Genomic DNA, 25549 nt, shown 5'->3' with positions numbered 1-25549 from the left:
AGTTGAAATGAGTTGCAGAAAACACCGCGAATCCACTGTAGGAGTGAGCCTGCTCGCGATAGCGGTGCCACATTCACAATCAATGTGCCTGACACACCGCTATCGCGAGCAGGCTCACTCCTACAGGGGACTCGTGGGTGTGAGATCAGTCCTTGGCTTCGGCTTTCGGGTCGAGGCACGCGGCATCGATCACGCAGCGATAGCTGTTCTCGCGATTGCCGCTGGCGGTGACTTTTTCGATCGACCAACGCCCACGCATGAAGTCCGGCCAGGTCTCATCGAGCAGCACCAGACCTTCGGCCGCCAGCAGTGGATTGCCGGGACAAGTGATTTTCACCTTGTACTTCTGGCGGAGCATCTTGCGCACTTCGCCCTCGCCGACGGCGATTGCATCGGCTTCAGTGGGTTGCTTCTGGCGGAGGGTCTTGAACGGCGCGATTCCTGTTTCAACCCAGCGCAACACACCTGCAGCGCCATCCCAAAAACAGGTCTTGCAACCCTTGGTCTGCTCGCGGGCAGACTCCTCCAGCGTGGCGCTGACGAACGCGTGATCGCCGGGACGGTTGTTGCTGGTCACCGACAATGTCACGTCCGCCAGCACCTGGCCCGACAACGATTTGGTCTGGCCGGGACGGGCCAGCACGTACACGTCGTTGTAGGGTTTGGTCACCGCGTTGTACTTTTTCGCCAGGCGCGTCAGAAAGCTCATGTCGGTTTCGTTGGACTGGTCGACGTGCTCAATCCTGATCATCGCCACCTCGGGCGCAACGCGCGGTGAAAAGCCATGGCTCGATACCAGATCGCGAAACAGCGAACCCAGTGTTGTCGGGCCATGACTGGCCGTGCGACGTTGCTTGAAGCCCGTCTCGTCATCCTTGCTGAACGGCGCCGCCGTGGCCACCAGCGTCAGGCGAAACGGGAACAGCGTCGGCGTCAGGCGCGTCACTTTGAACTGGCCCTTGTCGACCATTCCCGATTCCAGATAACCGACCTCAAGGCCGATTTTTCCACCCAGATTCGGCAGCCCTTCGAGGCCTTCAAGATCAATCGTCAAGGTCAATTGATCGGACTCGAAACCGGCAGCGTCGATGTGCTCCCAACTGATCAGGCGTTGATTGAGCAGATCCGCGTTTGCGCCGTAAATCTTAACGACCGGCGTAAAACCCAGTGTCATGCAACCTCCTTAATCCCAGGCCGTGAGCGGTTTGATCGTGGCCGGTTTCGAGTCGAGTTCCGGCAACGTGACCCAAACGCCCGCAGGCAGGATCGGGCCGTGTTCGGCCAGGGTCGGGTTGAGTATCCACAGAGTTTCTTCGGCGGCGTCATCACTGCGCCCGGTTTCGCGGTAGAGCAGCAGATTCACCGAATCACCGGCCATGCTTCGGACCTTACGCATTGTTGAACTCCGCTAGCTCGATGACCCAATCGACGACCATTGCCGTGCCGTCATCGATGATCTGGGTTTGCGTTTCCTGAACCGAATTGATCCGCCACAAACCCCAGTTGCGACCGATGCCATCGATCAATGGCAGTGGTATGCGCAATGCCTGCAAGGCGCGCAACTCATCGAGCCGGTCCATGGCTACGGCGTACATCGACTTGCCGGTGATGGTCAGGGTTTCCGGTTTTTGCCCGGTCTGACTGGATTTGGGTTTACTGGTCAGGATCTGTATTTCGGCCCAGCCACCGTCGGCCTTGCGCAGCAGCTGGTGGTACGCAAAGTTGCGCGACAGGCCGAAGATGAAACTGCCCAGTGCCATTTGTTGTTTCATCAGGCGACTCCATCGGTGAGGGCTGCGTCACGGCGGGTGGCGAGAGCGTTGGTGCCTGCAGCGGGTGTGAATGCGGTATCGAAATGGTTGCGCATGACCTGCGAAACCACATCGCCGATTTTTTCGGCATTGAGCGCATCACTGCCGCTGATCTGCACCAACGGCGAGTAGGTGTTATTGGTGAGTAGCGTCTGTGCGCTGGACAGATCCTTGGCCACTTGCGCGGGGGGCGCGAGTTTGTCCTCGGCAGGTTTCCCCCATTGTTCCCCCACATAGGAGCCGAGCATTCCGCCCAGAGTGCCGCCGATGAATGTGCCAATACCAGGTGCAATGAACGAGCCGATCGTGGCGCCAATCGCAGTTCCAGCCAACTCGCCGGCAGCACCTTTGACAGCTTGATCATCGCCGTCACGCCAGCCCTTCAAACCCGCGTAAGCGGCATGACCAATCGCCAGCGGCGCGCCCATCTTGAAGGCGGGCAATGATTTGACCAGCGGCGGTAGAAGCTTGGATTTGGCACCCTCGACCAGCGGCATGAGCTTGGCGGTCGCGCCGTTGAGCCAACTCGGGCGCATGCTTTTGGCCATCTCACCGACCATTTTCACGCGGGTTATCGCATCGTCAAACATCGGGGCGATTTTGGCCGTCATCGTGCTCAAACGTCCGCCTCGACCGGCGCCAGAGGAAGGAACACGAGACCGCGCGCTGGAAGATGCGCGTCGACCGGCGCGCTTTCTTTTAGGCCCCTCGCCGCCGTCGTCACCGCCATTGATCACATCGGCAATATCGGCGGGCAATCGCGCCGTCGCCAGACGCAACAGTTTCGAGTTGACCGCATCCAGCACCGAGGCGACCCCGGTCTTCAGTACACCACCGACGAACGGCATGGCGGCCACACCGGCAAGTGTGAGACCAGCCGCCAGAAACGGCAGTGCTTCAGCCGCTGAACTCAAGCCATTGACCACAGCCGTTAGCGACACTGCCAACGCGTCAGTCACGGGCGCGAGTGCATTTCCCACCGCTGTCGACAAGCGATTAAGACTCGCATCCAGCGCATTCCAGCGCCCTTGTGACGTATCGCCAAAGGCTTCGGCCGTTTTCGTCGCGGCACCGCCGCCGGAACCCAGCTCCGAGGTTGCATATTGGTGCTTGTCGGACACTCGCGTGAAGGCTGTCTTGACGTCGTCGGGCTTCTTCAACAACTCAAGAATGCTGGTACTGCTCTCGCCAAACAGCGTCTTCGCTGTGGCTGCACGTTCGGGTACGGATTGTTTAGCGAGCGCCGCGAGCACCGAATCAATGGCACCTGGCGCATCCGTGCGCATCTTCTCAGGTAACGAATCGGGGTCCAAGTGCAACCGGGTCATCGCCGAACGCTGTTCGGTTGACGCCGCGTTTCCTTTGCCGAAGACCGACGTAAAGCTCTTCAATGCCGCAGTGGCACCGTCCTTGTCGGCCCCGCTGTTCAACAGCGCAGTGGCAAACGCTGCCACCTGTTCCGGTGTCATTCCCGATGCAACAGCACTCTCGCCCGAGCGTTGTACGACCGCGCCGATATCGGCAGGCTTGGCATCCAGACCGCTGCTGCCCAGGTAACTGACCGCATCGGCCAGATCCTGTCCCTGGTATCGATCCAGCTTCAAGGAGGAACGCCAGACCGCGAGCATTTCCCCCGCGGCCTTGACGTCAATCCGGAAGGCTGTGGCATTGATCGCCGCGTCGCCGGAATACGCTCTTAGCTCTGTCGCTCGCTGATCACCCTTGGCGCCGTCGGCAATACCAGATCGCGCCCCGACCTGCTGGATTTGCAACAGATCCGCACCAGTCGCGCCACTGGCTGCAACTGATCGCTGAGTCGCGAGTTCGAGGGTTTGCTCTGAATGCGCTTGAAGCTGGTCTTTGTTGAGCCCAATCAACTGATTGAGCTCAACCAGCGCGGTCTCGTTAGCCATCGCCGATTGCAGCTTTTTCGGTGGCGGACGCTGCTCGATTTCCGCCTTGAGTTTTGACTTCGGCTCACTGTTGGCGGCTGGCGGCGCCGCGACGACCTTGAACAACGATTGCTGGCTGACCAGCAGCTCTCGCAGCTTGATCTGCTCCTGAGTCAGCAAGCGAATATCCACGCTTGCCAGGGACAATGTCAGGTTCAGATCCTGTAGTGATTTGCCGAGGTTGGTCGGCAGCGCGTCCGCCGTATTGCCACTCTCACCGGCGTATGCGAGCGCATATTTACTCTCTGCCATGCCGCTCTACTCCTGTTTCACGCCAAGGCGAGTGATCGCTATGTCGTAGCGGCGCAACGCCTTTTCGGCGTCCCATTCCAGAATCTCCGCTTCACTTACCGGGTAAATGAGCGGGACGATATCGAGGATTACTTCGATGTCGCGTTCCGAAAGTAGGCCGCCGGCTGGTTTAAAAAATCGTCGATGCGCACCTGCAATTGGGTCCAGTCCGGGACGCTCAGCTGGGCCAGATCGGGGATCATCAGACCGGTGCAGTGGGCAGTGATGAACTCGGCGCGTTCCTTGGCCGTTTTCAGTTTTTTCATCACTTTGGTGGCGCGCAGTGCCGGCATTTCCAGCGACAGCGAGGTCACGGTGCGGCCGGTCACGGCGAGCGGTTGCAGCAGCTGCACTTCGTCAGGATCGTCGGACTTTTCCGCGTCCTCGACCTGCTCCAGAAAGTACGCCGTCGGACGGGTCGACATCTCGTGCACGTACTGGGCGATGCTCACGTAGTCCGGGCGTTTCAGCTGGTCGAGTTCCTTGACCGACAGGCCGGTGGCGAGCAGCGCCAGTTCGAAGAACTGATCGTCTTCATCATCGCCGGCACGTTCCAGCGCTTCTTTCTGCGCGGCGTAGAACAGTGGCTTGAGCTGGATCTGTTCGATCTGCGCGCCGTCGTCACCGCTGATCGGCGACAGCAGGTCATGCTTGGGTGGCATCCACGACATGTATGAATTCCTTGGTGATTCTTTTTTAGGGGGTGTCGCTATTCCCTTGTAGGAGTGAGCCTGCTCGCGATGGCGGTCTTTCAGGCACATTGATGTTGAATGTGCTGGCCTCATCGCGAGCAGGCTCACTCCTACAGGGTTTGGGGTGTATCGAGAGTTACGGCATCAGCACCGCACGACGCGCATCACCGAGGATGTCGACGCCGTTGAGCACGAACTTCTGGGTGCGCACGTCGATGTCGATCACCGGGATGCCGTTTTCCAGGCGGTTGTAGGTGCGGCAGGAGAACTCCAGAGTCGTCAGGGCTTTGCCGCCCATCTTGATCGCGTCTTCACCCATGGTTTTGAGCTTGCCGCCGATGGTGTGATAGGTGAACCAGGTGTTGCCGTCCTGATCCTGACCGGCTTCACGCACGTTCAGCAGGATGTCGTCGCCCAGCTTCACACCCATCGCCAGCAACACTTCAGCACCGGTGCCTTGCAGCTTGAGCGTGGCGTTCAGAGCCTTGGCACTCTTGGCCATTTCCTCAACGATGAAGCGCCCGCCCGCCATGCTTTCCATGTCGAAATCGATTTTCGGCGGGGTGAATTCCTCAACGGTCGCCGACAGCGGCAGACCTTGCAGGGTGGCCGCGATGGCCTGTCTTACGCGGTTGGTAAACATTAGAGAACGTCCTCCAGGAACTGCTCGATGATTTCATCGCGGGCGTTGAGTTGATAAACCATGTGTTCGTTCGGCGCGTAGCGGCCATAGTCGATGACCACGTACCAGGTGCCGTTCTTGTACTTCTCGACGCTGTTGAGTTCCGGGTGCAGGTAGACGCTGCCGCCAGGAATGGTTTCGTCGGCGACCAGGGTCTGCAGCCAGTCGTTGATGCGCTTGACCTCCTGATCCATGAACGACTTGGTCAGGTTCTTGGCCATGGCTTTCTGGCCGGCCTTGACCAGCTTGCGGCTGATCGCATCTTCGAGGCCGACGTAGCTGATGAACTTGCCGGTGATCGAACGGTTACCCAGCAGCGAGAAGCCACCGAGCACGGTGCGGGCGTAGTAGCTCACGCCGTAACGGTTGAGCAGATCACCTTCGGTGGAGGTGTCGAGGATGTTGTATTCGACGACGCGGGACACGTCTTCGGCGTAGGTCACCTGGTTGCCCGGGCTCTCCCACTGCTTGACCTTGGCCAGTGCGGCAATCGCCAGGCTCGACGGCGCGAGGAAGACATTTTTCTTCGCGGCTTTCGAGTACACGGCGGGCATGTTGTGCACCACCAGGCAGCGGTCGAAACCGAGGTCGGCGCCGCCCAGTTCCTGGCTGTAAGCCACTTGATCAGCGACCGAAGCGTCTTTGCCGTCCAGTACCACACGGGCCTTGATACGCTTGCCGAACGAAGCGAACTCGCTGGCCACCGCTTTGGTGCCGGTGAAGCCCGGCGCGCCGATGATGGTCAGGTCTTCCGGGACACTGCCCAGTGCGGCCAGACCGAGCTTGCGGCCGGTGGTTGGATCGACACCACCGATCACCGCGTTAACGGTGTCGGCCGGGGTCGCGCCCGCTTCGACGATCACCACGTACACCGGCACCTTGACCACTTTGAGGATCTGGTAAACCGCGTGGTACAGCGTGCCCTCTTCGGCGCCGGTCGGATCGAGCAGCGCGTGAGTGGTGAAGCTGTTGATGCGGAACGGTGCGTTGCGCGGAATCAGCGGATCGGCTTTCGGCGCGGTGCCGACCAGACCGATGACGTTGTCACCCAGGCCACCCATGGCCTCGGGGGATTCGGTGGCATTGACGGTAATGCCGTTGTGCTCGAAGTTCAGAACCTCAGCCATGGTTAGTCAGCCTTCTTGGCAGCGGCCTTTTTGGCCTGGGTAGTAGGTGTTTTCAACTCCAGTCGACCGGCGCTGTGCAGCGCACTGGCCTCGACGTCGAGCAGATCAAGGTCTTGACCGACGCTCGACCAGTGCCCACCGCCGGTGGGGAATGGGACGAGCACGGTGTAGGTTTGGCGAACAGACATTTGCGAGCTTCTCCAGACGCAAAACGCAAAAGCCCCATGTAGGGGCTTTGTGCAGACGTAAAAAAACCGCTTTCGCGGTATCGGGTTTACTTGATGAAAGAGGGCAACTCAGGCCAGACCAGTTCAGTGGGTTGCTCCACCGTTTCAGGAATGTCGCGAAGAGCCTTTCGGTAAGCCTTGAGCTGTGCCAGTTGCTCGGCGGTAGCCGGATAATCAGGCAATTGCGTAAAGTCAGTGGCGCGCAGCAATTGATCGCGACGACTGCGAATGGCAGCCCATTCGATTTCCGGCATGGGCCCTGCCAGAGGCAGATCAGTTGCCACACTTTCAATATGTTCGATCATGATTTTTCCTTAATTGAACAAAACGGTCTCGGCCAAGGACAATTTGGTTTTCAAATCACCCAAATTGAACAAACGGCCGTTACCCACTCGCATGGTGTCGATGCGAACCGTGGTGAAATAAATATTTGGAATCAGCACTCGCATAACAATATTGCCATTTGCATCCACATAAACAGCAGGCGTCATATTGCCAAAGGTCGAAACATTCAGCAGCGAGCGAGTAGGCTGATAGCAATAACCAACTATTGTTTCCTCAATGATTTTTGCCGTACCGTAACTGTAGCCCTTTACATTGAACCAGAACATTTCAGAGTTGATGTTGATATTCAATGGGATCTTGAAATGCATATAGACATTGAGACTGGTCGCCAGATCTGTCGGCACAAAACCACCCTCGCTACCCAAACCATGCGCGCCCCCCGTGCCCGTGACAAAACCTTGCAATATATTCCGGCGGATCGTACCCAGTGCCGTTGGGTCACCTTCAACATCTTTTAGACTTCGCCATTCATTGAACTGATTCAACGCCGTGGCCATGGTGGTATTAATGCTGCCAATTTTCCCGTTCACGACACTGGTCAAATTGTTTGCAGCCGTGACCAACGATGCAACAGTAGTTTCTAGACTCACGTTTAAGTTTCCTGTTTTATTAATAAGCCGACACGGCCATTATCGAGAGGTTCGCCTTTATCAGCTGCAACCGCGATGACTTATCTTGTTTCAAGCGCCATTACCCGTAACAGCAGTTGAACATGACGGGACATATTATCGATATCGGCACATGCCAACGCCGTAAACTCTTCACTCAACAATATATTGAGATTTTCCGTTCCTACCGACACGGTGACGCTGTCCGCCGGCAGCGGAGAGACATCCAAGGTGAACTTCTGCAATACGCGCGCGGCACTTGCCTTGTAGGTCAGCAACTTGCCGGCTACTGAGTAAACCGCCAGGAGCGTGCCACTGGCGAGATAGAAGCCGAATTCCCCGATTTCATATTCGTCCGGACCGCTGAACAGCGCTCCCATCCTGAGTTGTCCTGCACCCAGGTCTTCGTAATCGACAATCGCAACGCGCTGTCGCTCATCGCGAAGTGCGGTTTCGGAGCCGGTAGGATCGTAGCGAGCGGTGCCGGCACCGATATGCGTGATCTCGCCTTTCAAACCCTGGTTTTTTGCCTGCAACACTTCACCCAGTCCCGCAGAGGTGAAGCGAACCAGGCGCGTAACGTCATCCGTCATAACTGCGCCCTTCAATCATTGATTTTTGATGCGCTGGAGTTCCAGCGTTTATTGGCCGCGCCTCGACCCTTCACCCAGGCAGCGCCGAGTGGAGAGACAGCTCGCTGTCAGAGAGCGCCAGCGATGCACCCGCGCTGAGCCCCAACAGAGCAGGCAACTCGATTTGCGGCAGAGCCCCTGCCCGCTCGCAGTCATGAATACTCAGACCGGGGTCAACAGCCGCAGCAGCTTGCAAACCGGCGCGGGTGCTGTGAACGATGGTGATGGTTGCCTCATCACGCTCACTTTTCGCTGCATTGACACGCCGTATCAGGCGGTTGTGATCGCCGCTCGACCAACGCGTACCAATCAGCGCCTGCACGTCGAAAGAATAGGGCTGACCTGCCGGTCTCTGCTGATACCAGGCCGCTATATTCGGCGTGAAACCCAACGACTCAACGGCATGACTCAGCGCCTGGCGAGTACCCGCCTGGCGCTGTATTTGCCAGGCGAGCGATACCGTCAGACGTTTTTCGGTCTCGCTGGCATCGGCATCCCACTCACTGACGCCGCGATCCGCCGCCAGATACGGCAAAAAAACCACCGGCGTTTTGCTCGGGTTCATCAGTTCGGGGAACGGCGGCGCGATGCGATCAAGCAGCGCACCGAAGCCCAGATCCAGTCCACGTTCGAGTGCCGAGCTGTTGGCCGGCAGCAACGTCGGGCTATGCGTTGGCTCACTCATAGCGTCAGCACCTCGACCTCGACCGCCGTGCAGTACGGCGCCTGAAACGCCGTGGTGACGATCGGCGCCAGCGGTTCAAGAATCTGCAGTTGCACGGTGCCAGCGCTGTGCAGCGTGTAGTCGATCCAGCTCGGATCGACCCGCCCTTCGAGGCGATGGCAACTGTCGGCGTAGGCCTGCAATTGCTGCTGTGCGGCAACTTTGGTCAGGCCCGAGTCGGGGCCGGAATTGATCTTGGCCACCACACGAATCTTGTAGCGTTGAATGTCCGCAGCCTTGACCGTGACCAGGTCGGTTTCCGGTCGCACATCGGGCCGGGCGAAGTGCTGGCGTACACCGTCAAGCAACGCTGCAGACGGGGTGCCATCGCCGTCGCGGGACAACACTGTGACCTGCACTTCGCCCGGCGCCGTGCGGCGTCCGTTGCCGTCCTTGACCTGTGCAGCGAGGCCGTCCGGATTGAAGGTGTAGGTGACATTCACCACACCGGCATCGCTGGATTCGACCTTCACCTTCGGCCGCTCACCGAGGGTAAACACTTCGCGGCGATACTGCATTCGCGAGCCCGCTGCCGGGGCGTGCGGTGCCAGGTAATAGCGCAGCCGGGCGTCGTCGTCGCTTTCGTAAATCGCGGGTACCGGCGGGAAGGCTGCAGGGTCGCCCGCATCGAGCAACTGCCGCTCCAGGCCCATGTCTGCCAGCCGTGCATCGAGGTTGCTGCCGGTCGCCCACCACGCCAGCATCTGCTTGATGCGAGCGTTGTATTTGCGTTCATGGGTTTGCAGGCGCACGCAGAAGGCTTCGAGCGCCAGGGTCAGCAGCTCGCTTTCGTTGTCGAGGCTGGTCTTGAGTTTCGCCGCGCTGTCCGGCGCTCGGGCGCCGACGTATTCGATGACGAAGTTTTTGAACTCGGCGAGCAGGTCTTCGAAGGCGTCGACGGTGATCAGCGCCGGTTCGGCCAATTGGTTCTGGCCGGGGATCAACATGCTCATGTCACTACCTCGAAGGTCTGTTGACGGTTTTTCCAGGTGCCGGCGAAACGCAGCAGCAGACCGGCGCCCTGACGGCTGGCGACGATCACGCTCGGCTGAAAATCGCTGATCCCGTTCTGCGCGTTGTAGAACGCCTGAGCCGCGTGGCTCTGCGCCAGAAGCAGAACGTCGTCACCGAGGTTCTGCCCCAGCAGCGTGGGGATCAGCGAGCCATAAAGGGGCCTTTTTTGCCGGGTGCCCAGCGGCGTGGTCAGGGCTCGTGTCGCGCGCTGCACAAACTGCAGCCAGTCGTCGACCGTGGCCCCGGAGTCTCTATCGATTCCGATCATGGGAAGCTCTTGATTCAGGGGCTGATGACGCGGCCCTGGTGATCCACCAACGGGCCGCTGAAGTGCACGCCCGAGGCATCGATGCTCAGGCCGACGCCGCCCAGTTGCAGGCTGATCAGCTGTGGCGTCATCGTCAGTTGCGCCGGGCCGATGCTCAGTGCAAGCGACTCGCGAGAGCCACTGAATGCAGCCGGGGCGTTCTGCCAGTGCAAGGTGTGCGTGGCGTCGTCGTAGCCGCTTTCGCTGCCGTCGACATGCACCCGGCGCGTCAGCGTCGGTACCGTCGCCGTCGGCGGAAATCGGTCACTGTTGAGGCCGAACAACGCCACGCTTTGCGCGCCGCTTTCACCGCTGCCGTAGTTGAACAGCAGGCACTGCTCGCCCACGCTCGGAATCCGCGACTCGCTCTGCGCTCCGGCGCTGGGGTTGAAGAACTTGATCGACGGCGTGAGCAATCCTCCGTGGCTGACTTGGCAAGTGTTGCTCGCAGCATCGACTGCCTGACAGACGCCGATGCGACAAAAACTCTCGGCACGTCGGTGCAGGTCGTCGATTTCCGCTTCCATCTCCGCCAGCCGCTCGATGATCGGCCCCAGTTGCATGCGCAGTAATGCGTCGAACATCGGTCAGGCCTCCAGCGCGGTGTATTGGTCGGGGTCATCGATGTTGCTGACTTCCCAGGTGCGGGCGAATTTCGGCGTACCGAGCGGGTCGTCGAGCAACGTCGGGCCGAGATAGAGGGTCTGGGTGAAGGTCAGCGTCCACGCCTTGTATGGCTGGTCGGCGCGGATCAGCACTGACGGCAGACCATCAAGGTTCATCGGCAGATCACATTGAGCGCCGGGCAGTCCCCAACGGTTGTCGGTGATCAGGTTTTTCAGTACGGCGATCAGATCGCAGGCGGCAAATGCGCTCGCAGAAAGTGCCGGAATGACTTGCAGCGACACCGTCATGACGTGGGCGATACGCCCGTCAGCGGCACGTGCGCCCGGTGCATTACGGTCGAAGTCGATCAACGCCCAGGCCTGAGCGCCGGGTGCCGTGAAGTCGTCGTTATTGCCGACCTGCAGGTTCAGGCCGGCGCTGTTGCGCAAGGTTGTCGCCATCGCCGTGAACAGCTGCGAAGGCTGCTGGATCGGTGCGGGCATGCATTGACCTCCTTTTCAAATGTCCACGCGCAGCCCCGCCGCATCAGTTGCAGCGAGGCAGGAAAGTGAGGGTTTACTGTGGATCGTGCGGTGGCGGTACTTCGCACACGCCAATACGCTTGGCGGCCCAGCGTTCGTACAGACCGATAGCCACGTCGGCACCGGCCATGGCGGTCAGGCAGCCGATTGCGCACGCAGCCCAGATCGACATGCCAGCGGCGTACAACAGCATAATGGCGGACACCCCGCAGATGACGCAGGCACCGGAGCGCAACGCCAGACGTCGCATGAGCGCCCAGCCTCGAGCGCCGTCCTTGTCGGCGCGCCACATTTCACCGGATACCCCGCCCACCAAGGCAAGCAGGATAACCAGCCAGACCGGCATGTCCGCCAACGCTTGTTGCTCGGTTGTCATGTCACGCCTCCTGGGAGCGTTGATGAATGAACGGATTGTGGGGAAGCGACACCGCATCGGTGTCGCCGCTCACGCTTGAATAAAACGCCGCGAATTCGCGGCGATATCGGTTACAGAGGTTCAACAATGACGTTGTCGATAAAGGCAAAGTTGGCATACGGGTTCTGTTCGTTGAAAAACGCCAACGTTGTCTGTGGGGTGATCGCGGTGAACTCGTAAGTGATGGTGCTCCACTCCACCGCGACGCCTTTGGCAGACGGCGTGCTGAACGTAGCGGTCTGGCCAGCCACTTTCACCTGAATGACACCGTCGCCGGAGCGGCTGGCGTAACGCGAGTTACCCGCACTGAAGGTCAACCGGTACTTGGCGCCTACGGTGGTGGCGAAGTTCTGCTGAATCCCGCCGCCATTGCCGTAAACGTAGTTGGCCAAGTCAACAATCGCCACGCCATCGGCTGCGGCGGAACCGAACGAAGCTGGCAAGTTGAAGTACTCGGCACCGGACAGAAACGTCGTCCAGCCGGTGATGAAATTGGCTTTCGCCGGGGTGTCCAGAATGCAGCTGCCGCTGCAACCGGGCTGTTCAAAGCTGCCGTTGACCAGAAGGTTGGCGGCGACTGCATTGGCTCCCGCGCCAAACGACACAGCAGCGAGCATCAATACGACGTACTTCTTCAAAATGTTCATGCATTTCCCTATGAGTAAACTGGCATTGCTGAAGTTGCGCGTGCATCAAACAGCGTTTATGGAACTTCTGGCCAGGTGACGGTCAGCGGATAGCCAGGCTGTTTATTGACATTGCTCATATCGATAAAGAATTGCTTGTACGCCAGCAAGGCGGCTTTATCGGCCGGAGTGGCCAGACCCAGTTCAACTTTGTAGGCCAGCGCGGAGGAAGCCAGAGTATTGTTGGCTCGTTCCAGACGTGGGGCTCTGGCAGCGCGCAGTTCGTTGGACAGTTGGGATGGCTGACCCCACATATCGCTGTCGGTAAATGTCCAGACGCCGTCGGTGTTCACCGCATTCCAGGAGTAGTCGATTTTGGGCAATGCGCTGACATCCACCCAGACTTGGTTCGCCGGAAACTCTTCGGTGATCGGGTTAGCAGTTTCAAAAATGTTGTCGACTTTGCCTGCGACAACACGTGCGTACTTCTTCATGCTCATCATCCTTATTGATTGCCGGCATTCCGGCTTTTCAGTTCCTGCCCGGGTAGGCATTCCAAAAAGCCCGGCAATGGTTGCCGGGCTTTTCAGTAATGCGCTCCTTCGCCTTCCTTCAAATCCTGTGTTCGAGAAGGAAGCTGACTTTTCGGCGCTACTGGCGCGGTACGAGTCCATTCAAATTGTTTTTCCGACCGCGGTCCCTGCCCGCCGGATAACTGCTCTTGGTGCTTTACGCTGCACACCCGGGTCAGTTGCCAACCCTCTGAACCGTTGAGGCCGGTTCATCGCTGCCTGTTCTTGTGGAACTAAAGAGCTGTTGTTGCCAGCCGCTTTGTCGAGCGGCTTGGTGGCAAGGATATGCATGGATGCATATACAGTCAATGCATAAATGCATTTATTTATGCGCAAGAAATGCACAGGCGCATGAAAGCCGCATAAATCAAGGCGTTGGAGGTTTTATTCGGGCGAAAAAAAACCCGCCAAGGGGCGGGTTTTCAGTGAAGGGGGAAGTCTATCGAGCGTACATGCCCCACCAGAAGACGTGACCGAGGATGACGATCTGCTCTTCCTGCATGTCCTGGAAGCTGTAGTCCTCGTCCGGATGCTCATCACGATTGAAGCTGCGCAGACGGATGCCGGTCGGCAGGCGATAGAGCTGCTTCACACGCAACTGACCGTTGTGATTGATCGCGTACAGGTCGCCATCGATGATGTCGCCGATCCCGCACTTGCCGGCGTTCACCCCGACCGTGGCGCCATCACGCAGCACTGGCATCATGCTGTTACCGCGCACCGTCACGCATTTGGCCTGGTCGAACTGCACACCGTTGTGGCGCAGGCTGCGCTTGCCGAAGCGCAGGCTAGAGCGTTCGCTCTCTTCGATGACGAATCTTCCTGATCCAGCAGCCAATTCAACCTCGCGAAGAAAGGGCACCGACACCTCGTCGTCATCGACAGGGGTATCGTCGTCCCACAGGCTTATGTCCTTGAGTTCCGCATGCACGTCATCACGCGCGCCGCCCGTCGCCGGTGCGACGTCTGCGCGACCACGCAATTGATCAGTGCTCACATTGAAGTATTCGGCGATCTTCGAAATGTGTTTATCCGAAGGATCGACGATCTTCCCGCTGAGAATCCGCGAGAGCGTTGATTGAGGCACGCCGGTGCGACGGTGGAGCTCCGTAGGGGAGATCCCGTGCTGGTCGAGCAGTGCTCTTAAGACGGAGGATACGTTGCGTTTTTGCATAACGCGCATAGTGCTTGAAGTTTTTTCCGAAGACAAATGCTGATTTGCATAAATCGTGCATATATCACAATTAAACGCAGAAAGTGCCAGCGGACTGTCATGCCTGCGTCAAGCAGACCGCCCATGGTAACCTTGCGCCCATCGCGGAAAAGCCCGGCGGTTGCCCTTGCTTTTGCCCTACATCATTTAACGAGTTACCTGACAATCCGATGAATAAAGCCGTCTCCGACCTGTCCTCCCACACCCCGATGATGCAGCAGTACTGGCGCCTGAAGAACCAGCACCCGGACCAGCTGATGTTCTATCGCATGGGCGACTTCTACGAGATCTTCTATGAAGACGCGAAGAAGGCTGCCAAGTTGCTCGACATCACCCTGACCGCGCGCGGTCAGTCGGCGGGACAGGCGATTCCGATGTGCGGGATTCCTTATCACGCGGCGGAAGGTTATCTGGCGAAACTGGTCAAGCTCGGCGAGTCGGTAGTGATCTGCGAGCAGGTCGGCGATCCGGCCACCAGTAAAGGCCCGGTGGAACGTCAGGTGGTGCGGATCATTACCCCGGGCACGGTCAGTGACGAGGCGCTACTCGATGAGCGCCGCGACAATCTGATTGCGGCGGTACTGGGCGACGAGCGTCTGTTCGGTCTGGCCGTGCTGGACATCACCAGTGGCAACTTCACCGTGCTCGAAATCAAGGGCTGGGAGAACCTGCTGGCGGAACTGGAGCGGGTCAACCCGGTAGAGCTGCTGATCCCGGACGACTGGCCGAAAGACCTGCCGGCGGAAAAACGCCGTGGCGTGCGTCGTCGCGCACCGTGGGATTTCGAGCGTGATTCGGCGCTGAAAAGTCTCTGCCAGCAGTTCTCCACCCAAGACCTGAAAGGCTTCGGCTGCGAAACCCTGACCCTGGCCATCGGCGCCGCCGGTTGCCTGCTGGCCTACGCCAAGGAAACCCAGCGCACCGCCCTGCCCCATCTGCGCAGCCTGCGTCATGAGCGCCTGGATGACACCGTGGTGCTCGACGGCGCCAGTCGCCGCAACCTGGAACTCGATACCAACCTGGCCGGCGGTCGCGACAACACCCTGCAATCGGTGGTCGATCGTTGCCAGACCGCGATGGGCAGCCGCTTGCTGACCCGTTGGCTGAACCGTCCGCTGCGTGATCTGACCGTGCTGCTGGCGCGGCAGACCTCGATCACTTGTCTGCTCGATGGCTACCGCTTCGAAAAACTCCAGCCACAGCTGAAGGAAATCGGCGACATCGAGCGGATTCTGGCGCGGATCGGCCTGCGCAATGCGCGCCCTCGCGACCTTGCTCGACTGCGTGATGCTCTCGGCGCCCTGCCACAACTGCAAGTGGCGATGACCGACCTGGAAGCGCCGCACCTGCAACGCCTGGCAACCACCACCAGCACCTACCCGGAACTGGCGGCGCTGCTGGAAAAAGCCATTATCGACAACCCGCCAGCGGTGATCCGCGACGGCGGCGTGCTGAAAACCGGTTACGACAGCGAACTCGATGAGCTGCAATCGCTGAGTGAGAACGCCGGCCAGTTCCTGATCGATCTCGAAGCCCGGGAAAAGGCGCGCACTGGCCTGGCCAACCTGAAAGTCGGCTACAACCGCATTCACGGCTACTTCATCGAGCTGCCGAGCAAGCAGGCGGAATCCGCTCCGGCCGATTACATCCGTCGCCAGACGCTCAAGGGCGCCGAGCGCTTCATCACGCCGGAGCTGAAAGAGTTCGAAGACAAGGCGCTGTCGGCCAAGAGCCGTGCCCTGGCCCGCGAGAAAATGCTTTATGAAGCGTTGCTGGAAGATCTGATCAGCCAACTGCCACCGCTGCAGGACACCGCCGGCGCGCTGGCCGAACTGGATGTGCTAAGTAATCTCGCCGAGCGTGCATTGAACCTCGACCTGAACTGCCCGCGCTTCGTCAGCGAGCCTTGCATGCGCATCACCCAGGGTCGTCACCCGGTGGTCGAGCAAGTGCTGACCACGCCGTTCGTGGCCAACGACCTGAGCCTGGATGACAACACCCGGATGCTGGTGATCACCGGTCCGAACATGGGCGGTAAATCCACCTACATGCGCCAGACCGCATTGATCGTGCTGCTGGCGCATATCGGCAGCTTCGTGCCGGCGGCCAGTTGCGAGTTGTCGCTGGTGGACCGGATCTTCACCCGGATCGGCTCCAGCGATGACCTGGCCGGTGGCCGTTCGACCTTTATGGTCGAGATGAGCGAAACCGCCAACATCCTGCACAACGCTACCGAACGCAGCCTGGTGCTGATGGACGAAGTTGGGCGCGGCACCAGCACCTTCGACGGCCTGTCGCTGGCATGGGCGGCCGCCGAGCGTCTGGCGCATCTGCGTGCCTATACTCTATTTGCTACGCATTATTTCGAACTCACCGTGTTGCCGGAAGCCGAGCCTTTGGTGGCCAACGTGCATCTGAACGCCACCGAGCACAACGAGCGCATCGTGTTCCTGCACCATGTGTTGCCGGGGCCTGCCAGCCAGAGCTACGGCCTGGCGGTAGCGCAACTGGCCGGCGTGCCGAGTGAAGTGATCGTGCGTGCCCGCGAGCACTTGAGCCGACTGGAAGACACCGCATTGCCGCATGAAGCGCCAAAGCCTGCCATCAAAGGCAAACCGGCCGCTCCGCAGCAAAGCGATATGTTTGCCAGCCTGCCGCACCCAGTGCTCGATGAGTTGGCCAAAGTGGATCTCGATGACCTGACCCCGCGTCGAGCGCTCGAATTGTTATATGCACTCAAGAACCGGATCTAAGCACTAAAGAACCGGATATAACGCAAACGGCTTCAAGCTGTTAGAATCTCGCGCGGTTTGGGATGCTGCTGGCTAATAGCCTGGCTGGCAGACATCGCTCCCGAACCTGGCGACCCCAACCGTGAAGGGGCAACGCTGCCGCCGCCTGAGGAGAAAATTAGAAATGACCTTCGTCGTCACCGACAACTGCATCAAGTGCAAGTACACCGACTGCGTAGAAGTCTGTCCGGTGGACTGCTTTTACGAAGGCCCGAACTTCCTGGTGATTCACCCGGATGAGTGCATCGACTGCGCCCTGTGCGAACCGGAATGCCCGGCCGTCGCGATTTTCTCCGAGGACGAAGTTCCGGAGGATATGCAGGAGTTCATTCAACTGAACGTTGAATTGGCCGAAATCTGGCCGAACATCACCGAGAAGAAAGAATCGCTGCCGGATGCCGAAGAGTGGGATGGCGTCAAAGGCAAGATCAAAGACCTCGAACGCTGATCTGTCGCGCGTTACGAAAAGGCCCTTTGCGGGCCTTTTTGCTTTCCGGGTTTTACTTTTCTACAGGCAAAAAAAGGGGCGGTTTGACCCGCCCACATTTTTTCCCTATTCCCTGTATTCCTTTTCATCGTCCTGATGAATCGCGTCCTGCGATGTCCATTCCCCTCTTCCTTGAAGGGCGTGTCTGTCCGTCGACACAGTGCTGATACTAAAGAGTTCCCTGCCGAGAGCAATCGGCGTTGCGGGCTGAAAAACCCTGTAATAAGCACTTCACAATAAAAAATAAACTTTTAAATCAAGTAGTTAAACTCGATCACTCTGAGCAATCGACGTCTGCCGTCCTGCAAAAATAGGGAACACTTACGAAAGAGTAAGCCAAGGCTTACACCGTGAGACTACAAACGATGGAAATGCTGACCGTATGTCCGACAGTGAACTTTGTGGCGAGGCAGCTTGCTCTCACTTGAGTGCGCAGCGCTCATGAGTCTTTGGGATTGCTGCGTAACCCGGCGGGAACAAGCGCCCTCGCCACAGACAGTCATCAGCCAATATCCGAGCAATAAAAAAACCCCGAACCAGTCGGGGCTTTTTATGGGCGGGTGTCAGAGGCGCTTACTGAAACAGCGACTCGCTCGACAGGCCATTCTTCTCGAGAATTTCCCGAAGGCGCTTCAGGCCCTCCACCTGGATCTGCCGCACCCGTTCCCGGGTCAGGCCGATCTCCAGGCCTACATCTTCCAGCGTGCTGCTCTCATGACCGCGCAGGCCGAAGCGGCGTACAACCACCTCGCGCTGCTTGTCGGTCAGTTCCGAGAGCCATTGATCGATGCTCTGCGACAGGTCGTCATCCTGCAGCAGTTCGCATGGATCGGTCGGACGGTCATCCGTCAGGGTGTCCAGCAGGGTTTTATCCGAATCCGGACCCAGCGAGACGTCGACCGAAGAAACCCGCTCGTTCAGGCCAAGCATGCGCTTGACCTCGCCCACCGGTTTTTCCAGCAGGTTGGCGATTTCTTCGGGTGAAGGTTCGTGATCGAGCTTTTGCGTCAGTTCCCGTGCCGCCCGCAGGTACACGTTGAGTTCCTTGACCACATGGATCGGCAGCCGGATGGTCCGGGTCTGATTCATGATCGCGCGTTCGATGGTCTGACGAATCCACCAGGTAGCGTAGGTCGAGAAGCGGAAGCCGCGCTCGGGATCGAACTTTTCCACCGCGCGGATCAAGCCGAGGTTGCCCTCTTCAATCAGGTCCAGCAGCGACAGCCCTCGATTGACGTAACGCCGGGCGATCTTCACGACCAGCCGCAGGTTACTTTCAATCATGCGCTTGCGCCCCGCCGGATCGCCACTTTGCGACAGACGCGCGAAGTGAACTTCTTCCTCGGGGGAGAGCAGTGGAGAAAAGCCGATTTCGTTGAGATACAGCTGCGTGGCATCGAGTGCCCGAGTGTAGTCGATGTACTTGTGTTGCTTAAGTGAAGCGGAGTGTTTGGATCTGGAACGAACGGAAGGTGGAGCAGCCCCTTCATCATTCGACATCGAATCCGAATCGATGCCGGTCTCCATAAGGAGAACCTCATCGTCGATGTCAAACTCCGGCACTTCTTTACTGAGAGCCATTGTTATAGTCCTTTGGTGAGTTCGACCCCAAGCTCAAGCGACGCCTTTATCCTTGGCAGCGCTGGAGCCTGTCCCCTCTACGCGACGGAACAGGCTGGCCTCAAATCAACGTTTGGGCAGGAACTGCAGCGGATCTACAGGTTTACCTTGTCGGCGAATCTCAAAATGCAGTTTCACCCGGTCTGTACCCGTTGACCCCATTTCGGCAATTGTCTGTCCGACCTTGACCTGCTGCCCCTCCCGTACCAACAGCCTGCGGTTATGTCCGTAGGCACTGACGTAGGTTTCGCTGTGTTTGATGATGACTAATTCGCCGTAGCCCCTTAAGCCACTCCCGGCGTAAACCACCGTCCCATCAGACGCAGCTAAAACAGGCTGTCCCAAATCTCCGGCGATATCAATTCCTTTATTCAAACTACCGTTTGAAGAGAATTTTCCAATCAGAATGCCATTAGATGGCCATCCCCAGCCGGTCGGGGCCGGACCCGGTGGAGGCAGTGGAGCAGGTGCCGATTTACTGGCGACGGACGGTGCAGCCCCCGCAGAACCAGCACCGGAGCCGGTCACCGTGGTGGTCGTCGTGCCATTCGCCTGGCGCCGGATTACCGTGGTTTTGCTCGACGATGATGGCGCGGAACCGCCGTTGCTCACCACCGTTGTCGGTGTTGAACCGGTGCGGCCGTCAAAGCGAATTGTCTGACCCGGGTGGATCGTATACGGCGTAGGAATATTGTTCCGGGCAGCGAGGGCTTTGTAGTCCCAGCCGTAGCGAAAAGCGATGGAAAACAGCGTATCGCCCGGACGGACTACATACTGCCCGGTCGTGACGGCCGGACGCTGGGCCGCCGCACTGTTGCGATCGACCACCCGCACGTTGCTCGATTTGGTGCTGGAGCAACCGACCAGCAAGGTGCTCAAGACAAGGCCAGTCACCAGGCGCTGAAAGCTCGTGTTACCCATACGCTGCGCAATGACTGTGAGACTCACCCGCCGCTCCCTTTGTGGTGGCTGAAAAAATATGGAATGCCCATTCAGGCATGAGGTGTCGCAAGTATAACGGGCCGCGCCGTCTTTACCTTTAATGAAGCGAAATCGCTGCACGCACACGTTTGCCGAGAACCGATCGAGTGCGTTTAAACACTCGCCGCCGCTGTAAGACCGAAGCCAGCGCCAGGAATTCAGCGCCCGCAAACAAATGCTCAGGCCAGTGGGCCATTGAGCAATGGCACGAAGCGCACCGCCCCCAGAACGTGACGAGAAAAGCCGTGTTCTTCGCGCACGATCAGCATCAGTTGCTGCACTTCCCCCGAGCCGACCGGAATCACCATCCGCCCACCCGGTGCCAGCTGATCGAGCAACGCCTGCGGCACATCAGTCGCAACCGCGGTGACGATGATGCCGTTGTACGGCGCCAGCGCCGGCCAGCCTTCCCAGCCATCGCCCCAGCGGAACACCACGTTACGCAGGTTCAGTTCGACCAGACGTTCCTTGGCCCGATCCTGCAAGACCTTGATGCGCTCGACCGAGAACACCCGTTCGACCAGTTGCGACAGCACGGCCGTCTGGTAACCCGAACCGGTGCCGATCTCCAGCACCTTGTCCAGCGGCCCCGCCTCCAGCAGCAGCTCGCTCATGCGCGCCACCATATAAGGCTGAGAGATGGTCTGGTTGTGGCCGATCGGCAGCGCGGTGTCTTCGTAGGCACGGTGCGCCAGCGCTTCATCGACAAACAGATGACGCGGCGTACGGCGGATCACTTCCAGCACCTTGGCGTTGGACAGGCCTTCTTCGTAGAGACGCTGGATCAGGCGTTCGCGCGTGCGCTGCGACGTCATGCCGATGCCGCTGCGCAGTCTGTCTTCGTGTTCACGAGCCATCAGCGCAGTCCCTCCAGCCAGCCGTCGAGGCTTCTGAAGGCATCGTTGAAGGTGCGATCGAGCTGCAACGGCGTGATCGACACATAGCCCTGCATCACCGCATGAAAATCAGTGCCCGGGCCGCCGTCTTCGGCATCGCCGGCAGCAGCAATCCAGTAACCGGCCTTGCCCCGCGGATCGACCACTTTCATCGGCGCTGCCGCACGGGCGCGATGGCCCAGACGGGTCAGCTGAATGCCCCGAATATGGTCGATCGGCAGATTGGGAATGTTCACGTTCAGTACCGTACGCGGCGGCAGGTCCAGCCCGGCATGGGCCTCGATCAGTTTGCGCGCGAAATGCGCCGCTGTCGCCAGATTGTCCACCTGTCGCGAACACAGCGAGAACGCAAACGAAGGGCGCTCGAGAAAGCGTCCTTCGAGGGCTGCCGCCACAGTGCCGGAATACAGCACGTCATCGCCCAGATTGGCACCGAGGTTGATCCCGGAAACCACCATGTCCGGCTCGCGCTCCAGCAGGCCGTTGAGGCCCAGGTGCACGCAGTCGGTCGGCGTACCGTTGAGGCTGATGAAACCGTTGGCCAGGTATTGCGGGTGCAGCGGACGGTCGAGCGTCAGCGAACTGCTGGCGCCGCTTTTGTCCTGCTCCGGGGCGATAACCACGCATTCGGTGTAATCCGCCAGCGCAGCATAAAGCGCGGCGAGACCGGGTGCGGTTACCCCATCGTCGTTAGAAATCAGAATACGCATGGGCTGTCCGTCTGCCCCACCGGCACCAGATCAACGAGTTCGCGCACCAATACGGTGGCGAAGCATCCGGCCGGGAGGACGAATTCCAGTTGCAGAATGTCAGGCTGGGGATAATGCCACGACAACCCGCCAATGGGCAGTCGCAGGATGCGACGTTCGTGGCTCATTCCGGCATTGATCAACCAATCGCGCAGATCCGCCTCGCGCTCGGCAATCGCCTGCTCCAGATCATGGACAGCGCCGGCAGTCGGTGAGTCCCCTTCGCCCCACTGCGGGCCGGTCGGGTGCAGGTCGAGAATCGCCAGGCGCGGATCGCTGCATTCGGCCTCACCGGCCGGGAAGAAACTGCGGCTGTCGGTGAACGCCAGCAGATCGCCGACCTGCGCCTTCTGCCAGGTGCCATCGGCCACCCGGGCGGCCAGCACCTGATTGAATAGAAAACTGCGCGCTGTCGACAGCAGCCGCGAACGCACATTGCGCTGCTCCGGCAGCGCCTTGCGCGCCGCCCACGCACGCGCATCAATGACGTTGCCGCCGTCATGGCCAAAACGCTGGGCGCCGAAATAATTGGGAATGCCTTGCCTGGCGATCAGTTGCAGACGCTGTTCGATCGCGTCCTTGTCGCCGGCAAACTGGGTCAGGCGCAAGGTGAAGCCGTTGGCCGAATGCGCGCCGCGTTGCAGCTTGCGCTTGTGGCGTGTGGTCTTGAGGATCTTCAACGTGTCGTTTTCCGCCGCCGACAGATCCGGGTCGGCCTTGCCCGGCAGTTGCACGCTGAACCACTGACGGGTCAGTGCCTGACGATCCTTGAGCCCGGCATAACTGACGGTGCGCAATGGCACGCCGGCGGCCTTGGCGATGCGCCGTGCTGCTTCTTCGGTGTTCAGACCACGCTTTTCGACCCAGATCCACAGGTGTTCGCCATCGCCGCTGAACGGGATGTCGAGCACTTCATCGACCTGGAAATCTTCGGCGATGGCTTTCAGTACCGCAGTGCCGAGTGGTTCGCCATAGGCGCGCGGGCCGAGCAATTGCAGTTCGTTCATGCGCGCAGCAACAAGGCAACGGAGTGTACGGCGATGCCTTCTTCGCGACCGACAAAGCCGAGTTTTTCGGTGGTGGTAGCTTTCACGTTCACTTGATCCAGCTCAACTTGCAGATCGGCGGCGATCAACGCGCGCATCGCTTCGATATGCGGGGCCATTTTCGGTGCCTGGGCGACGATGGTGTTGTCGACGTTACCGACTTTCCAGCCTTTGGCGTGGATCAGCGCGACCACATGACGCAGCAGCACACGGCTGTCGGCGCCCTTGAATTGCGGGTCGGTGTCCGGAAAGTGCTTGCCGATATCACCCAGCGCGGCCGCGCCAAGCAACGCATCGCTCAAGGCGTGCAGCAGGACGTCACCGTCGGAATGAGCGAGCAGCCCGAAGCTGTGTGCAATGCGCACGCCGCCCAGAGTAATGAAATCGCCTTCAGCGAAACGGTGAACATCGTAGCCGTGGCCAATACGCATAAAAAAACGCCCCGATTTTTGTCAGGGCGTGATTCTACCTGCATTAGCCGCGCAGAGCGCGTGCGTGATGCTGCAAGTGGACGTCTATGAAGCTTGAGATGAAGAAATAGCTGTGGTCGTAGCCCGGTTGCAGGCGCAGCGTCAGCGGATGACCCGCTTGTTTTGCAGCTTGTTGCAGGGCTTCGGGTTTGAGCTGCGTGGCGAGGAAGTCATCGCGATCACCCTGATCGACCAGCAACGGCAGTTTTTCGGCGGCTTCAGCGAGCAGCGCACAGGCATCCCATTCTTTCCACTTGGAGCGATCTTCACCCAGGTAACGGGAGAACGCCTTTTGCCCCCACGGACAATCCATTGGATTGTTGATCGGCGAAAACGCCGACACCGACTGGTAACGCCCCGGATTGCGCAGCGCACAAACCAGTGCACCGTGGCCGCCCATGGAATGGCCGCTGATGCTGCGTTTATCCGACGCCGGGAAATGCTCTTCAACCAGTGAAGGCAATTCCTGCACGACATAGTCATGCATCCGATAGTGCCGCGACCACGGTTCCTGCGTGGCATTCAGGTAGAACCCGGCACCGAGACCGAAATCCCAGGCGCCATCCGGATCACCCGGCACATCCGGGCCGCGCGGACTGGTGTCCGGGGCGACGATGATCAGACCGAGTTCAGCGGCCATGCGCATCGCACCGGCCTTTTGCATGAAGTTCTCGTCGGTGCAGGTCAGGCCGGACAGCCAATACAGCACCGGCAGCTTGCCGCCCTGCTCCGCTTGCGGCGGCAGATACACGGCAAACACCATGTCGCAACCGAGCACGTCGGAACGGTGGCGATAGCGCTTGTGCCAGCCGCCGAAACTTTTCTGACAGGAGATGTTTTCCAGACTCATGTAAAGACTCCTACGCTGCCCCGGTTACAAACCTTCAAGGTCTGTAGCTGGGGCGTCGCGATTGATCAGAAATGAATGACGGTACGAATGCTCTTGCCTTCATGCATCAGGTCGAAGGCCTTATTGATGTCTTCCAGACCCATGGTGTGGGTAATGAAAGTATCCAGCGGAATCTCGCCGCTCTGCGCCATGTCGACGTAGCTTGGCAGCTCGGTACGGCCACGCACGCCACCGAACGCCGAACCACGCCAGACGCGACCGGTCACCAGTTGGAACGGACGGGTGGCGATTTCCTGGCCAGCACCGGCAACGCCAATGATCACCGACTCACCCCAGCCCTTGTGGCAGCATTCCAGCGCGGCGCGCATCAGTTGCACATTGCCGATGCATTCGAAGGAGAAGTCGACGCCGCCATCGGTCATGTCGACAATCACTTCCTGGATCGGACGATCGAAGTCTTTCGGGTTGACGCAATCGGTGGCGCCCAGCTGCTTGGCGATTTCGAACTTGGCCGGGTTGATGTCGATGGCGATGATCCGCGCAGCCTTGGCTTTCACTGCGCCAATGACTGCCGACAGACCGATGCCGCCGAGACCGAAGATCGCCACGGTGTCACCCGGCTTGACCTTGGCAGTGTTGATCACTGCGCCGATACCGGTAGTCACGCCGCAACCGAGCAGGCAGACTTTTTCCAGCGGCGCATCCTTGGCGATTTTCGCCACGGAGATTTCCGGCAGCACGGTGTATTCCGAGAACGTCGATGTCCCCATGTAGTGGAAAATCGTTTGGCCCTTGTAGGAAAAGCGCGAAGTGCCGTCCGGCATCAGACCTTTGCCCTGAGTAGCGCGAATCGCCTGACACAGGTTGGTCTTGCCCGACTTGCAGAATTTGCACTGACCGCATTCCGGGGTGTACAGCGGAATCACGTGGTCGCCAACCGCAACAGACGTCACGCCCTCGCCGATGGCCTCAACGATCGCACCGCCTTCGTGGCCGAGGATCGACGGGAAGATGCCTTCCGGGTCAGCACCGGACAGGGTGTAGGCGTCGGTGTGGCAAACCCCGGAAGCCACTACGCGCAGCAACACTTCACCGGCCTTGGGCATGGCCACATCGACTTCTACGATTTCCAGCGGCTTCTTGGCCTCGAAGGCAACGGCGGCGCGCGACTTGATCATGCTGACTCTCCAGTGAATCCATTGAATAAAAAAACCAGATCGGCAGTGTAGTACAGCGCGATCTGATGAATAATCCGGACAAAAGCAAAACATT

The 25549-nt window shown here is 59.2% G+C and carries 30 protein-coding genes; 2 read left to right on the top strand and 28 right to left on the bottom strand.

Going from position 1 to position 25549, the window contains the following annotated elements; genetic code table 11:
- Positions 1–145: 145 nt before the first annotated feature.
- The 20 genes from M0814_RS21660 to M0814_RS21565 form a co-directional block, all read right to left on the bottom strand.
- Positions 146–1174 carry a phage tail protein gene (locus M0814_RS21660; RefSeq protein WP_103484529.1) on the bottom strand — a complete coding sequence of 343 codons (1029 nt, stop codon included), beginning with the start codon at positions 1172–1174 and terminating at the stop codon, positions 146–148.
- A gap of 9 nt (positions 1175–1183) precedes the next feature.
- The gene (locus tag M0814_RS21655; RefSeq protein WP_103484528.1) at positions 1184–1396 is read right to left on the bottom strand and encodes a tail protein X; all 213 of its coding nucleotides are present in this window, start codon (positions 1394–1396) and stop codon (positions 1184–1186) included.
- Entirely contained in the window at positions 1389–1772 is a 384-nt protein-coding gene (locus M0814_RS21650; protein WP_003222209.1) for a phage tail protein, read from the bottom strand. Before M0814_RS21650 ends, M0814_RS21655 begins: the two co-directional genes overlap by 8 nt.
- The gene (locus M0814_RS21645) at positions 1772–4015 is read right to left on the bottom strand and encodes a phage tail tape measure protein (RefSeq protein WP_103484527.1); all 2244 of its coding nucleotides are present in this window, start codon (positions 4013–4015) and stop codon (positions 1772–1774) included. The genes M0814_RS21650 and M0814_RS21645 overlap by 1 nt, the downstream gene beginning before the upstream one ends.
- A 128-nt stretch (positions 4016–4143) precedes the next feature.
- Complete coding sequence (locus M0814_RS21640; protein ID WP_103484526.1) at positions 4144–4725, bottom strand: phage tail assembly protein; 582 nt, start codon at positions 4723–4725, stop codon at positions 4144–4146.
- 157 nt (positions 4726–4882) lie between these two features.
- A complete protein-coding gene (locus M0814_RS21635; RefSeq protein ID WP_103484525.1) occupies positions 4883–5389 on the bottom strand; it encodes a phage major tail tube protein in 507 nt (168 codons plus the stop codon).
- Positions 5389–6555, bottom strand: a complete 1167-nt coding sequence (locus M0814_RS21630; RefSeq protein WP_103484524.1) for a phage tail protein — start codon at positions 6553–6555, stop codon at positions 5389–5391. Before M0814_RS21630 ends, M0814_RS21635 begins: the two co-directional genes overlap by 1 nt.
- A gap of 2 nt (positions 6556–6557) precedes the next feature.
- Positions 6558–6743, bottom strand: a complete 186-nt coding sequence (locus M0814_RS21625; RefSeq protein WP_103367836.1) for a hypothetical protein — start codon at positions 6741–6743, stop codon at positions 6558–6560.
- Between the two features lie 86 nt (positions 6744–6829).
- Positions 6830–7087 (bottom strand): tail fiber assembly protein, encoded by a 258-nt coding sequence (locus M0814_RS21620; RefSeq protein WP_247868526.1) that lies wholly within the window; start codon positions 7085–7087, stop codon positions 6830–6832.
- 9 nt (positions 7088–7096) lie between these two features.
- A complete protein-coding gene (locus tag M0814_RS21615) occupies positions 7097–7717 on the bottom strand; it encodes a hypothetical protein (protein WP_103484523.1) in 621 nt (206 codons plus the stop codon).
- Between the two features lie 80 nt (positions 7718–7797).
- Entirely contained in the window at positions 7798–8328 is a 531-nt protein-coding gene (locus M0814_RS21610; RefSeq protein ID WP_103484522.1) for a hypothetical protein, read from the bottom strand.
- Between the two features lie 70 nt (positions 8329–8398).
- Positions 8399–9052, bottom strand: a complete 654-nt coding sequence (locus tag M0814_RS21605) for a phage tail protein I (RefSeq protein WP_103484521.1) — start codon at positions 9050–9052, stop codon at positions 8399–8401.
- The gene (locus M0814_RS21600) at positions 9049–10044 is read right to left on the bottom strand and encodes a baseplate J/gp47 family protein (protein ID WP_103484520.1); all 996 of its coding nucleotides are present in this window, start codon (positions 10042–10044) and stop codon (positions 9049–9051) included. The genes M0814_RS21605 and M0814_RS21600 overlap by 4 nt, the downstream gene beginning before the upstream one ends.
- The gene (locus M0814_RS21595; protein WP_003222189.1) at positions 10041–10373 is read right to left on the bottom strand and encodes a phage baseplate protein; all 333 of its coding nucleotides are present in this window, start codon (positions 10371–10373) and stop codon (positions 10041–10043) included. Before M0814_RS21595 ends, M0814_RS21600 begins: the two co-directional genes overlap by 4 nt.
- A gap of 14 nt (positions 10374–10387) precedes the next feature.
- Complete coding sequence (locus M0814_RS21590; protein ID WP_103484519.1) at positions 10388–10996, bottom strand: phage baseplate assembly protein V; 609 nt, start codon at positions 10994–10996, stop codon at positions 10388–10390.
- Between the two features lie 3 nt (positions 10997–10999).
- On the bottom strand, positions 11000–11521 hold the full coding sequence (locus tag M0814_RS21585; protein WP_103484518.1) for a hypothetical protein: 522 nt from the start codon (positions 11519–11521) through the stop codon (positions 11000–11002).
- Positions 11522–11594: 73 nt separating this feature from the next.
- Positions 11595–11936 carry a phage holin family protein gene (locus M0814_RS21580; RefSeq protein WP_103484517.1) on the bottom strand — a complete coding sequence of 114 codons (342 nt, stop codon included), beginning with the start codon at positions 11934–11936 and terminating at the stop codon, positions 11595–11597.
- Positions 11937–12046: 110 nt separating this feature from the next.
- Positions 12047–12622 carry a DUF642 domain-containing protein gene (locus M0814_RS21575; protein WP_103484516.1) on the bottom strand — a complete coding sequence of 192 codons (576 nt, stop codon included), beginning with the start codon at positions 12620–12622 and terminating at the stop codon, positions 12047–12049.
- Between the two features lie 56 nt (positions 12623–12678).
- Positions 12679–13095, bottom strand: coding sequence for a tail fiber assembly protein (locus tag M0814_RS21570; RefSeq protein ID WP_103484515.1), 417 nt, complete (start codon positions 13093–13095; stop codon positions 12679–12681).
- A gap of 517 nt (positions 13096–13612) precedes the next feature.
- The gene (locus tag M0814_RS21565) at positions 13613–14356 is read right to left on the bottom strand and encodes an XRE family transcriptional regulator (protein ID WP_081794245.1); all 744 of its coding nucleotides are present in this window, start codon (positions 14354–14356) and stop codon (positions 13613–13615) included.
- Between the two features lie 200 nt (positions 14357–14556).
- Here M0814_RS21565 and mutS point away from each other — a divergent pair, with 200 nt between their 5' ends.
- Both mutS and fdxA read left to right on the top strand, forming a co-directional pair.
- Positions 14557–17139 (top strand): DNA mismatch repair protein MutS, encoded by a 2583-nt coding sequence (gene mutS, locus M0814_RS21560; protein ID WP_003222179.1) that lies wholly within the window; start codon positions 14557–14559, stop codon positions 17137–17139.
- Positions 17140–17302: 163 nt separating this feature from the next.
- Entirely contained in the window at positions 17303–17626 is a 324-nt protein-coding gene (fdxA, locus tag M0814_RS21555) for a ferredoxin FdxA (protein WP_003222178.1), read from the top strand.
- 612 nt (positions 17627–18238) lie between these two features.
- Here the strand turns inward: fdxA and rpoS are convergent.
- The 8 genes from rpoS to M0814_RS21515 form a co-directional block, all read right to left on the bottom strand.
- On the bottom strand, positions 18239–19246 hold the full coding sequence (rpoS, locus tag M0814_RS21550) for an RNA polymerase sigma factor RpoS (RefSeq protein WP_103486013.1): 1008 nt from the start codon (positions 19244–19246) through the stop codon (positions 18239–18241).
- Positions 19247–19351: 105 nt separating this feature from the next.
- A complete protein-coding gene (locus tag M0814_RS21545) occupies positions 19352–20233 on the bottom strand; it encodes a peptidoglycan DD-metalloendopeptidase family protein (RefSeq protein WP_103486012.1) in 882 nt (293 codons plus the stop codon).
- Positions 20234–20445: 212 nt separating this feature from the next.
- The gene (locus tag M0814_RS21540) at positions 20446–21081 is read right to left on the bottom strand and encodes a protein-L-isoaspartate(D-aspartate) O-methyltransferase (protein WP_169841266.1); all 636 of its coding nucleotides are present in this window, start codon (positions 21079–21081) and stop codon (positions 20446–20448) included.
- A gap of 41 nt (positions 21082–21122) precedes the next feature.
- Positions 21123–21872: a 5'/3'-nucleotidase SurE gene (gene surE, locus M0814_RS21535; RefSeq protein WP_103486011.1), complete on the bottom strand. Its 750-nt coding sequence runs from the start codon at positions 21870–21872 to the stop codon at positions 21123–21125.
- Complete coding sequence (truD, locus tag M0814_RS21530) at positions 21860–22918, bottom strand: tRNA pseudouridine(13) synthase TruD (RefSeq protein ID WP_103486010.1); 1059 nt, start codon at positions 22916–22918, stop codon at positions 21860–21862. Before truD ends, surE begins: the two co-directional genes overlap by 13 nt.
- A complete protein-coding gene (gene ispF, locus M0814_RS21525) occupies positions 22915–23388 on the bottom strand; it encodes a 2-C-methyl-D-erythritol 2,4-cyclodiphosphate synthase (RefSeq protein WP_007964300.1) in 474 nt (157 codons plus the stop codon). Before ispF ends, truD begins: the two co-directional genes overlap by 4 nt.
- A gap of 43 nt (positions 23389–23431) precedes the next feature.
- Positions 23432–24277, bottom strand: a complete 846-nt coding sequence (gene fghA / locus M0814_RS21520) for an S-formylglutathione hydrolase (protein WP_103486009.1) — start codon at positions 24275–24277, stop codon at positions 23432–23434.
- Positions 24278–24342: 65 nt separating this feature from the next.
- Positions 24343–25455 (bottom strand): S-(hydroxymethyl)glutathione dehydrogenase/class III alcohol dehydrogenase, encoded by a 1113-nt coding sequence (locus tag M0814_RS21515; protein ID WP_003222162.1) that lies wholly within the window; start codon positions 25453–25455, stop codon positions 24343–24345.
- Positions 25456–25549: the final 94 nt, after the last annotated feature.

It is taken from the genome of Pseudomonas sp. MWU12-2020, assembly GCF_023100605.1.
GTDB classification, from domain to species: domain Bacteria; phylum Pseudomonadota; class Gammaproteobacteria; order Pseudomonadales; family Pseudomonadaceae; genus Aquipseudomonas; species Aquipseudomonas fluorescens_H.
This window is presented reverse-complemented; position numbering and strand designations above follow the sequence as displayed.

Coding starts and splice junctions, on each gene's coding strand:
- M0814_RS21660 (WP_103484529.1), bottom strand. CDS start 1,174: ATGACACTGGGTTTTACGCCGGTCGTTAAGATTTACGGCGCAAACGCG.
- M0814_RS21655 (WP_103484528.1), bottom strand. CDS start 1,396: ATGCGTAAGGTCCGAAGCATGGCCGGTGATTCGGTGAATCTGCTGCTC.
- M0814_RS21650 (WP_003222209.1), bottom strand. CDS start 1,772: ATGAAACAACAAATGGCACTGGGCAGTTTCATCTTCGGCCTGTCGCGC.
- M0814_RS21645 (WP_103484527.1), bottom strand. CDS start 4,015: ATGGCAGAGAGTAAATATGCGCTCGCATACGCCGGTGAGAGTGGCAAT.
- M0814_RS21640 (WP_103484526.1), bottom strand. CDS start 4,725: ATGTCGTGGATGCCACCCAAGCATGACCTGCTGTCGCCGATCAGCGGT.
- M0814_RS21635 (WP_103484525.1), bottom strand. CDS start 5,389: ATGTTTACCAACCGCGTAAGACAGGCCATCGCGGCCACCCTGCAAGGT.
- M0814_RS21630 (WP_103484524.1), bottom strand. CDS start 6,555: ATGGCTGAGGTTCTGAACTTCGAGCACAACGGCATTACCGTCAATGCC.
- M0814_RS21625 (WP_103367836.1), bottom strand. CDS start 6,743: ATGTCTGTTCGCCAAACCTACACCGTGCTCGTCCCATTCCCCACCGGC.
- M0814_RS21620 (WP_247868526.1), bottom strand. CDS start 7,087: ATGATCGAACATATTGAAAGTGTGGCAACTGATCTGCCTCTGGCAGGG.
- M0814_RS21610 (WP_103484522.1), bottom strand. CDS start 8,328: ATGACGGATGACGTTACGCGCCTGGTTCGCTTCACCTCTGCGGGACTG.
- M0814_RS21605 (WP_103484521.1), bottom strand. CDS start 9,052: ATGAGTGAGCCAACGCATAGCCCGACGTTGCTGCCGGCCAACAGCTCG.
- M0814_RS21600 (WP_103484520.1), bottom strand. CDS start 10,044: ATGAGCATGTTGATCCCCGGCCAGAACCAATTGGCCGAACCGGCGCTG.
- M0814_RS21595 (WP_003222189.1), bottom strand. CDS start 10,373: ATGATCGGAATCGATAGAGACTCCGGGGCCACGGTCGACGACTGGCTG.
- M0814_RS21590 (WP_103484519.1), bottom strand. CDS start 10,996: ATGTTCGACGCATTACTGCGCATGCAACTGGGGCCGATCATCGAGCGG.
- M0814_RS21585 (WP_103484518.1), bottom strand. CDS start 11,521: ATGCCCGCACCGATCCAGCAGCCTTCGCAGCTGTTCACGGCGATGGCG.
- M0814_RS21580 (WP_103484517.1), bottom strand. CDS start 11,936: ATGACAACCGAGCAACAAGCGTTGGCGGACATGCCGGTCTGGCTGGTT.
- M0814_RS21575 (WP_103484516.1), bottom strand. CDS start 12,622: ATGAACATTTTGAAGAAGTACGTCGTATTGATGCTCGCTGCTGTGTCG.
- M0814_RS21570 (WP_103484515.1), bottom strand. CDS start 13,095: ATGAAGAAGTACGCACGTGTTGTCGCAGGCAAAGTCGACAACATTTTT.
- M0814_RS21565 (WP_081794245.1), bottom strand. CDS start 14,356: ATGCGCGTTATGCAAAAACGCAACGTATCCTCCGTCTTAAGAGCACTG.
- mutS (WP_003222179.1), top strand. CDS start 14,557: ATGAATAAAGCCGTCTCCGACCTGTCCTCCCACACCCCGATGATGCAG.
- fdxA (WP_003222178.1), top strand. CDS start 17,303: ATGACCTTCGTCGTCACCGACAACTGCATCAAGTGCAAGTACACCGAC.
- rpoS (WP_103486013.1), bottom strand. CDS start 19,246: ATGGCTCTCAGTAAAGAAGTGCCGGAGTTTGACATCGACGATGAGGTT.
- M0814_RS21540 (WP_169841266.1), bottom strand. CDS start 21,081: ATGACGTCGCAGCGCACGCGCGAACGCCTGATCCAGCGTCTCTACGAA.
- surE (WP_103486011.1), bottom strand. CDS start 21,872: ATGCGTATTCTGATTTCTAACGACGATGGGGTAACCGCACCCGGTCTC.
- truD (WP_103486010.1), bottom strand. CDS start 22,918: ATGAACGAACTGCAATTGCTCGGCCCGCGCGCCTATGGCGAACCACTC.
- ispF (WP_007964300.1), bottom strand. CDS start 23,388: ATGCGTATTGGCCACGGCTACGATGTTCACCGTTTCGCTGAAGGCGAT.
- fghA (WP_103486009.1), bottom strand. CDS start 24,277: ATGAGTCTGGAAAACATCTCCTGTCAGAAAAGTTTCGGCGGCTGGCAC.
- M0814_RS21515 (WP_003222162.1), bottom strand. CDS start 25,455: ATGATCAAGTCGCGCGCCGCCGTTGCCTTCGAGGCCAAGAAGCCGCTG.